Annotated in this window: 9 protein-coding genes; 6 read left to right on the top strand and 3 right to left on the bottom strand. The window is 68.7% G+C overall.

Annotation, left to right across the window (positions count from 1 at the left end):
- From AC1RJ9_RS28105 to AC1RJ9_RS28080, 6 genes are all read left to right on the top strand, one after another.
- On the top strand, positions 1-381 hold a 381-nt coding region (locus AC1RJ9_RS28105), incomplete at its 5' end, for an aldehyde dehydrogenase family protein (RefSeq protein WP_492841959.1).
- Between the two features lie 23 nt (positions 382-404).
- Entirely contained in the window at positions 405-1,430 is a 1,026-nt protein-coding gene (gene adhP, locus AC1RJ9_RS28100) for an alcohol dehydrogenase AdhP (protein WP_099504365.1), read from the top strand.
- A gap of 29 nt (positions 1,431-1,459) precedes the next feature.
- On the top strand, positions 1,460-3,148 hold the full coding sequence (locus AC1RJ9_RS28095; RefSeq protein WP_492841957.1) for a copper resistance system multicopper oxidase: 1,689 nt from the start codon (positions 1,460-1,462) through the stop codon (positions 3,146-3,148).
- Between the two features lie 179 nt (positions 3,149-3,327).
- Positions 3,328-4,113, top strand: coding sequence for a copper resistance protein B (locus AC1RJ9_RS28090; RefSeq protein ID WP_156449520.1), 786 nt, complete (start codon positions 3,328-3,330; stop codon positions 4,111-4,113).
- Complete coding sequence (locus tag AC1RJ9_RS28085) at positions 4,104-5,366, top strand: MFS transporter (protein ID WP_062099701.1); 1,263 nt, start codon at positions 4,104-4,106, stop codon at positions 5,364-5,366. Before AC1RJ9_RS28090 ends, AC1RJ9_RS28085 begins: the two co-directional genes overlap by 10 nt.
- 64 nt (positions 5,367-5,430) lie before the next feature.
- On the top strand, positions 5,431-5,868 hold the full coding sequence (locus AC1RJ9_RS28080) for a DUF411 domain-containing protein (protein WP_492841954.1): 438 nt from the start codon (positions 5,431-5,433) through the stop codon (positions 5,866-5,868).
- A 34-nt stretch (positions 5,869-5,902) separates the two neighbouring features.
- On the opposite strand, the gene AC1RJ9_RS28075 is transcribed toward AC1RJ9_RS28080, so the two are convergent.
- The 3 genes from AC1RJ9_RS28075 to AC1RJ9_RS28065 form a co-directional block, all read right to left on the bottom strand.
- Positions 5,903-6,310, bottom strand: a complete 408-nt coding sequence (locus tag AC1RJ9_RS28075) for a response regulator (protein ID WP_137803446.1) — start codon at positions 6,308-6,310, stop codon at positions 5,903-5,905.
- 79 nt (positions 6,311-6,389) lie between these two features.
- Positions 6,390-7,013, bottom strand: coding sequence for a response regulator transcription factor (locus tag AC1RJ9_RS28070; RefSeq protein ID WP_492841952.1), 624 nt, complete (start codon positions 7,011-7,013; stop codon positions 6,390-6,392).
- Positions 7,003-8,096 (bottom strand): sensor histidine kinase (locus AC1RJ9_RS28065; RefSeq protein WP_492841975.1); only part of this gene is annotated, 1,094 nt, incomplete at its 5' end. The genes AC1RJ9_RS28065 and AC1RJ9_RS28070, both read right to left, overlap by 11 nt.

Here is an 8,096-nt window from a genome sequence, read left to right as displayed (position 1 = left end):
GGGGGCTATTTCGTGCAGCCGACCGTCTTCGTCGGCGACAACAGCATGCGGATCTTCCAGGAGGAGATCTTCGGCCCGGTGCTGTCGGTGACGACCTTCAAGACCCTCGACGAGGCGATCGCGATCGCCAACGACACGCCCTATGGCCTCGGCGCAGGCGTTTGGAGCCGCAGCGGCAACACCGCCTACCGTCTAGGCCGCGCGATCGAGGCCGGACGGGTCTGGACCAACTGCTACCACCAGTATCCGGCCCACGCCGCCTTCGGCGGCTACAAGGCCTCGGGGTTCGGGCGCGAGACCCACAAGGCGATGCTCGATCACTACCAGCAGACCAAGAACCTGCTCGTCTCCTACGACGAGCATGGCCTCGGTCTGTTTTGATCCCTCGCAAAGGAGCAACAGCCATGGCCAAGACCATGAAGGCGGCCGTCGTGCGCAAATTCGGGGCGCCGCTGGTCATCGAGGAAGCGCCGATCCCCACGGTCGGTCCCGGACAAATCCTGGTGAAGATCGCCGCCACCGGCGTCTGTCACACCGACCTGCACGCGGCCGAGGGCGACTGGCCGGTGAAGCCGAACCCGCCCTTCATTCCTGGCCATGAGGGCGTCGGCCACGTCGCCGCGGTCGGGTCGGGCGTCACCCACGTCAAAGAGGGCGACCGGGTCGGCGTGCCTTGGCTCTACACCGCCTGCGGCCACTGCGTGCATTGCCTGGGGGGCTGGGAGACCCTGTGCGAGAGCCAGCAGAACACCGGCTATTCGGTCAACGGCAGCTTCGCCGAATACGTCCTCGCCGACCCCAACTATGTCGGCCACCTGCCGGACAATGTCGGCTTTATCGACATCGCGCCGATCCTGTGCGCGGGCGTTACCGTCTACAAGGGACTGAAGGCGACCGAGGCCAAGCCGGGCGAGTGGGTCGTGGTCTCCGGCATCGGCGGCCTGGGTCACATGGCCGTGCAGTACGCCAAGGCGATGGGGCTCAACGTGGCGGCGGTCGACATCGACGACCGCAAGCTCGATCTGGCGACACGCCTTGGCGCGGCCGTGACCGTCAACGCCCGAGAGCAGGATCCCGCCGCCGCGATCAAGGCGGCGATCGGCGGCGCGCAGGGCGTCCTCGTCACCGCCGTCTCGCCCAAGGCCTTCCAGCAGGCGCTCGGCATGGTCCGGCGCGGCGGCACGGTGGCCCTCAATGGCCTGCCGCCCGGCGATTTTCCGCTGTCGATCTTCGACACCGTGCTCAACGGCGTCACCGTCCGCGGCTCGATCGTCGGCACCCGGCTCGACCTGATGGAGGCGCTGGCCTTCGCCGGCGAGGGCAAGGTTCACGCGACTGTCCACACCGAACCGCTCGAGAAGATCAACGACGTCTTCGCGCGCATGCACCACGGCGACATCGAGGGCCGCATCGTCCTCGACCTCGCCTAATCCCCCCCGCGACGAACCGCGAGCAAACCATGTTCGACAGTCCTACCTTGCCGGCCACACGGCGCCGCTTCGTCCAGGGCCTGGCGGTCAGCGGGGCGGTGGCCGGAGTTTCGCCGGCGCTGCTGGCGGGCCCCGCCGCCGCCGCGACCGCCGAATTGCGCGGGACCGAATTCGATCTCGAGATCGCCGAACTGCCGGTCAACTTCACCGGCAAGCGTCGGATCGCCACGGCGGTGAACGGCGCCGTGCCCGCCCCCGTGCTGCGATTGCGCGAGGGCGACACCGTCACCCTGCGCGTCCGCAACCGCCTCAAGGAGATGTCCAGCATCCACTGGCACGGGGTCATCCTGCCCGCCGAGATGGACGGCGTACCAGGCATCAGCTTTCCCGGGATCGCGCCCGGCGAGACCTTCACCTATCGCTTCGAGCTGCGTCAGGCGGGCACCTACTGGTATCACGCGCACACCTTGGCCGAGCAAACCGGGCTTTATGGCGCGATCATCGTCGAGCCGCGCGCGCCGACCGGACCTGCGCCCGATCGGGACTACGCCATCCTGCTGAGCGACTGGTCGGACGAACCGCCGCTGCAGATCTTCACGAACCTCAAGAAGCTGAGCAGCTACTACAATTTCGCGCAGCCGACCGCCGGAGACTTCCTCAAGGATGTGGGCAAGCTGGGGTTCGGCGAGGCCCTCGCGCGGCGGCGGATGTGGAACCGGTCGCGGATGAACCCGACCGACTACAGCGACGTTTCCGCCGCCACCTACACTTACCTGATGAACGGAACGCCGCCGGCCGGGAATTGGACGGCGATCGCCGCCGCCGGCGAGCGAGTTCGCCTCCGGTTCGTGGGGGCGGGGACGGCGACCTTCTTCGACGTGCGCATTCCCGGCGTCGCGATGACCGTCGTCTCGACCGACGGCCAGCCGGTGGAGCCGGTGACGGTCGAGGAGTTCCGGATCGGACCGGGCGAAACCTACGATGTCGAGTTCGTCATGCCCGAGGGCGCCCGAACGATCTTCGCCCAATCGATCGACCGGACGGGTTTCGCCCGCGGCGTCATCGCCCCAGCGCCCGGCATGACGGCGCCGACGCCGGCGCTCGATGCGCGGACCTGGCTCGATCCGGTCGACATGATGGGCGCCATGGCCGCCATGGGCGGCGAACACGCCGGCCACGGCATGGCGGACACGCCCCCGAAGGCGCGTCACGCGCGCACCGAGTACGGCGCCAACACCGACATGCGCGTCGACTATCCGCGCACCAATCTCGACGATCCCGGCGCGGGCCTGCGCGAGCGGTCCTGGCGGGTGCTGACCCTGGCCGACCTTCGCACGCCCGGCGGCGATCCGGATCCTCGCGAGCCGGAGCGTGAGATCGAGTTGCACCTCACCGGCAACATGGAGCGCTTCATCTGGACGCTGGACGGGATCAAGCTGAACGATTCCCGTCCGCTCCACTTCAAGCCGAACGCGCGGCTGCGCATCGTTCTCGTCAACGACACGATGATGGCCCACCCGATGCACCTCCACGGCATGTGGAGCGATGTCGAAGGCCCGGACGGCGCGTTCCAGGTCCGCAAGCATACCGTGGTGGTCCAGCCCGCCCAGCGGATCAGCTTTCGCGTCACCGCCGACGCCATGGGGCGATGGGCCTTCCACTGTCATCTGCTCTACCACATGGCGGCCGGCATGTTCCGGGAGGTGGTCGTCGCATGACCCGTCTGGCCCTCTCGCGAGCGTCTCTGCTCGCCTTGGCTCTGAGCGTTTCGGCCGTGGCCGCGCCCGCAATCGCCCAGGACGCCCCCCATCAGCACGCCGCGCCACCGCCGCCGAGCCCGGCCCCAACGGCCTCCCCCGCGGCGCCTGCGGATCACGCGGGCATGGATATGTCCGGCATGGATATGTCCGGCGCGGGGACGCCCGCCGGCGGCATGACCATGGACATGGGACGGATGCAGGGCGGCAAGGCTCCGCCGGACGCCCGCAACTCCGACGACTATGCGGACGGCTATCGCAATTCGACGCTGCCGGGCTACGAGATGGCCGACAAGCTGTCGATCCCCAAGGTTCTCGTTGACGAACTGGAGTTCGCCAGCGGCAACGAGGGGCAGGGCGTCGGCTGGACCGTCCTCGTCACCCAGGGCCAGGACGACAGCAAGCTCTGGCTGCGCAGCCAGGGCCTCAAGAACTCCAAGGATCGCCTCGATCCGGAGAGCAGCGTCGAGGCGCTGTGGTGGCGCAGCAAGAGCCCGTTCTGGGGCACGTTGCTGGGCGTTCGTCAGGATCTCGGCAAGGGGGCGACCACTTGGCTCGCCGCCGGCGTCGAGGGCCTGGCGCCCTACTGGTTCGATGTCCAGCTGACCGGCTATGTCGGCGACGACGGCCGCCTCGGCGCCCGCGCCAAGGGCGCCTACGAGGTCCGCTTCACCAATCGCCTCATCCTGACCCCGCAGGTCGAAACCAACCTCTATTCCAAGCGCTCGACCGACCGTGAGCTCGGCGGCGGCTTCAGCAACGTCGAGCTGAGCGCTCGGCTGCGCTACGAGGTCTCGCGGAAATTCGCGCCCTATGTCGGCTTCGTCTGGGAGCGGGCGCTGGACGACACCGCCGACTTCCGACGTGCCGATCGCCAGCGCCCGGCCGAGCATCGGGTGGTTGTCGGCTTGCGATCATGGTGGTGAGGCGCTGCGCGGCGCCTTGGCGACCGGAAGACGGCCTGACGTGTTCTGCGGCGGACGATAGCCCTGGCCGGAGCCAGACGGCTGCGTCGATCCTGTTGCTTCTCGCGGTCGCGGCGGCGTCTGCGGGCCAGACCGCCGTCCTCGCCTTTCTCCCGACCCTCGTCGACGGAGGCCAGGCCGACTTGGCGCTGCGCATCCACGATGTCCATGTCGCGAGTTTGACGGCGGCCCACCCGCTGGCGGCGCTCGTCTTCGCGCCGCTCTGGGGATGGCTCGCCGACCGCATCGACTACCGGATCATTCTGCGCACGGCCCTGGTCGTCCTCGCGCTGGCGACCGCGCCGGTCGGGGCGGTCCCGCTCCCCATGCTGTATGGACTTCGCTTGCTGGCTGGGCTGTCCGCGGCCGCCATCATCCCGCTGGCGCTGCTGTCAACGAACTTCGCACCCGGTGGCCGGGACGAGCAGGCGAGGCGTTTCACCTGGCTGACGGCCTTCATGTTTCTTGGCGACCTGTTCGGCCCCCTGCTCGCCGAAGCGTCCGCGTCGCTCTTTCCCCGCACGCCGCTGTTGGTGCTCGCGCTCGTCATCGCCGTGCTGGCGCTGGCGCTGACGACCGGCATTGTGCGCTTGCCGGCCCGCTGTGCCGCCCGTCCCGAGGGACGTCGCCTGCAAGCCCCGCCGCGCGTCGTCACGCTTGTCCTCCTGCTTGTCACCATCGTCGGCGGCGGCGGACTCGCCGCCATGCATGTCAGCCTGCTCGTGACCCGCTCCGAGGGCGCGCTGAGCCGCGAGGCGATCGCCGGGATGCTCAGTCTCTGCGGGCTGGCGATGTTGGCGGCTCAGCTTTTCCACACCCGCGTCACCTGGCTGGTGACCGCGCCTCGACGCCTGGCCTGCCTCACGCTCGCGCTTCTAGCCCTGTCGCTGTTTCTCTTTCGGTTTGGAACGACCGTGGTCGAAATGGCCGGTCTCATCGCCGTCGCCGGCTGGAGCTCAGCCAGTCTTCGGCTGGTCACGAGCTTCTGGATCAGCGGCCCCATGCGGCCCTCTGGAGTCATGCTTGGGCTGCAGCATACAGCCGCGAGCCTCGGCCAGGCGCTGGCGCCCATGTCGCTCGCCGTCGTGTCACCCCATCGGCAAGCGGCCGTCGTCGAAGCGATCGGCTGGCTGTCGCTCGGTCTGCTCGCGCTTCTGCCGGCGATATGGCGCCGGACGGCGACACCGGTCCATCCAGCCGGGGAAAGGGCGTGACAGCGCCGCCACGTCCGAGAGCCGCGTCCGCCACGCGCCCAGCTTCACGCCAAGGAGTCCGCCCATGAAAATCCGCCTCGCCGCCGTTCTGCTGTTCCTGGCCTTGCCCAGCGTCGCGCTGGCGGCTGGGGAGGTCCTGCTCTATCGCGACCCTGGATGTGGTTGCTGCGAGGCCTGGGCCCAGGCCGTCCGTGCGAAACTGGACAGAAAGGTCATCGTCAGGGATCAGGTCGCCCGCGTGCGCCTGCAGCGCCAATCCGGCCTGCCGCCGGCGCTTTCCTCCTGCCACACCGCGATCATCGACGGTTTCGTTATCGAAGGTCATGTGCCGGTCGCCGAGGTGAAGCGTCTCCTGGCCGCCCGGCCGGCTGGCGTGAAGGGGCTCGCCGTCGGCGGCATGCCGATCGGCTCGGAGGGCATGGCGGCGCCGAGCGGGGCGCGGCAACACTACGATGTCGTGGCCTTCGGGCCGGCCGGCGCGCGGGTTTTCGCCCGCTACTGACCTCCAACGGTCAGGGCCATGGGCTGGCGTCGGGTCAATGCGCGTCGCGCGACATCCCCGACTGCCGACGCAAGGCTTCGAGCACCGCCCGGCCGATCACCGGCTTGGGGATCACCTGATCGAAGCCGGCCGCGCGCGCGCGTTGCTCGAGATCCTCGTCGTAGAAGCCGGAGATCAGGATGGCGCCGCCGCGCCAGCCCTGGCGCCGGAGATGATCCAGGAGCGTCAGGCCGTCGATGTCGGGCATCCGGTAGTCGAGGATCACGCAATCGGCTTCCCTGGCGCGCGGGTCGGCCAAGAGGGCGCTGCCGGTGGTGTAGCCGCTCACCGCGTAGCCGCGGGCTCGAAGCAAGAGCAGCAGGCCGCGTCGCACGCCCGGATCATCGTCGGAGACCAGAACCGTATAGCGGCGATCGCGCGGCGAGGGACTGACCGATAACATCGCGCGATCAAAACACCCGGTTGAAGCCCGCCAAACCTCGCACGTCGGCCGTCTCCAGGTCGCTACGTAAACCTCGCAGTCACTTGGGTTTGCGGCCCATCCCGGCGGCGAAGGCGATCCTAAGCGCCTCGGACAGGTTGCGCACGTCCAGCTTGACCATCAGGCTAGCGCGGTGCACCTCCACGGTGCGCGACGAGCATCCAAGGTCATAGGCGATGGTCTTGTTGGGATAGCCCTGGGCCAAACCCTCCAGCACTTCGCGTTCCCGAGGCGTGAGGGCGGCGATGCGCACATGCGCGTCGGCGGCCTCGATCGCGCGGATGTCGGCGTCGGCGATGCGCGCGAACGCCCGCTCGACCGCGCGCAACAGCGCGGCCTTTTCGAAGGGCTTTTCCAGGAAGTCGACGGCGCCGGCCTTCATGGCCTGCACGGCGACCGACACGTCGCCATGACCCGTCAGCACGATCACCGGCATGTGGATGCCGCGCTCGGCCATGGCTGTCTGCACCTCAAGGCCGTCCATCGCCGGAATGCGCACGTCGAGAATGACGCACCCCTGGGTCGTGGGCCGGGCCCGGGCCAGAAATTCGACACCCGAGGCGTAGGTCTCAACGCCAAGGCCGACCGCCTTCAACGCAAACCCGGCCGCGCGCCGGATGGCCTCTTCGTCGTCAACGAGGTGAATGACCCGCTTATCCGTCATAGTCCTCCTCCCCCGCCGCGTGGATCAAGGTGAAATGAAACCGGGCCCCGCCCAGCGCGGGCCGCTCCAACCAGATTCGCCCGCCGTGCGCTTCGATGATGGTCCGGCAGATCGAGAGCCCCAGACCCATGCCGTCGGCCTTGGTCGAGACGAACGCCGTGAAGAGCTGCTCGCCGATGTCCTCGGCGATGCCCGGCCCGCTATCCTCGACGGTGACCTCGATTAGGCCGTCGTCACGCAGGCTCGTCGCGATCCTGAGGTCGCGGATCGGCGAGTCCGCCATCGCCTCGATGGCGTTGCGCATCAGGTTGACCAGGACCTGTTGGATCTGCACCCGATCGACGAGGACGGGCGTGGCCGCCGGATCGAAGTCGAAGAAGCTGCGCACCCCCCGCTCGCGCGCGCCCACGAGCGCCAGCTGGCCGGCGTCGCCGATCACCTGCGCCAGGTCGTGCAGGCTTTTCTCGACCTCGCCGCGCGCCACGAAGTCGCGCAGCCGGCGCACGATATGGCCGGCGCGCAGGGTCTCCTGCGCGGCCTCGTCCATCACCGAGCGCAAAGTGGCGAAGGGCTCGCCGGGTTCGGCCTCCAGCATGTCGCGGATGGTCTCCAGATAGAGCGAGACCGCCGCGAGGGGCTGGTTGAGTTCATGCGCCAGGGTCGAGGCCATGGTGCCCATGGCGCTCAGGCGGGAGACATGGACCAGTTCGGCCTGAAGCTCCTTCAGCTTCAGTTCGTCCCGCTCCTTGGCGGTGAGATCGCGGATGAAGCCGGTGAACAGCCGCTGGCCGTCCTCGCCGGCCTCGCCGACCGAGAGCTCCATCGGGAAAGTCGACCCGTCGCGGCGTAGGCCTACCACGACGCGGCCGACGCCAATGATCCGGCGCTCGCGGGTCTGCAGGTAGTGGGCGATGTATTCATCGTGCCGGCCACGGTCCGGCTCCGGCATCAGGCACGCGACATTGCTCCCGATCAGCTCGGCCTCGCGATAGCCGAACAGGCGCTCGGCCGCCGCGCTGAACGAGGTGATGGCGCCGGCCTCGTCGATGATGATCATCGCGTCCGGCACCGTCGCCAGGATCG

This window comes from Caulobacter sp. GW822-FHT07D08, from assembly GCF_058798735.1.
Note: the sequence above shows the minus strand (reverse complement) of the source record. Positions and strands in the feature narration are given on the sequence as shown.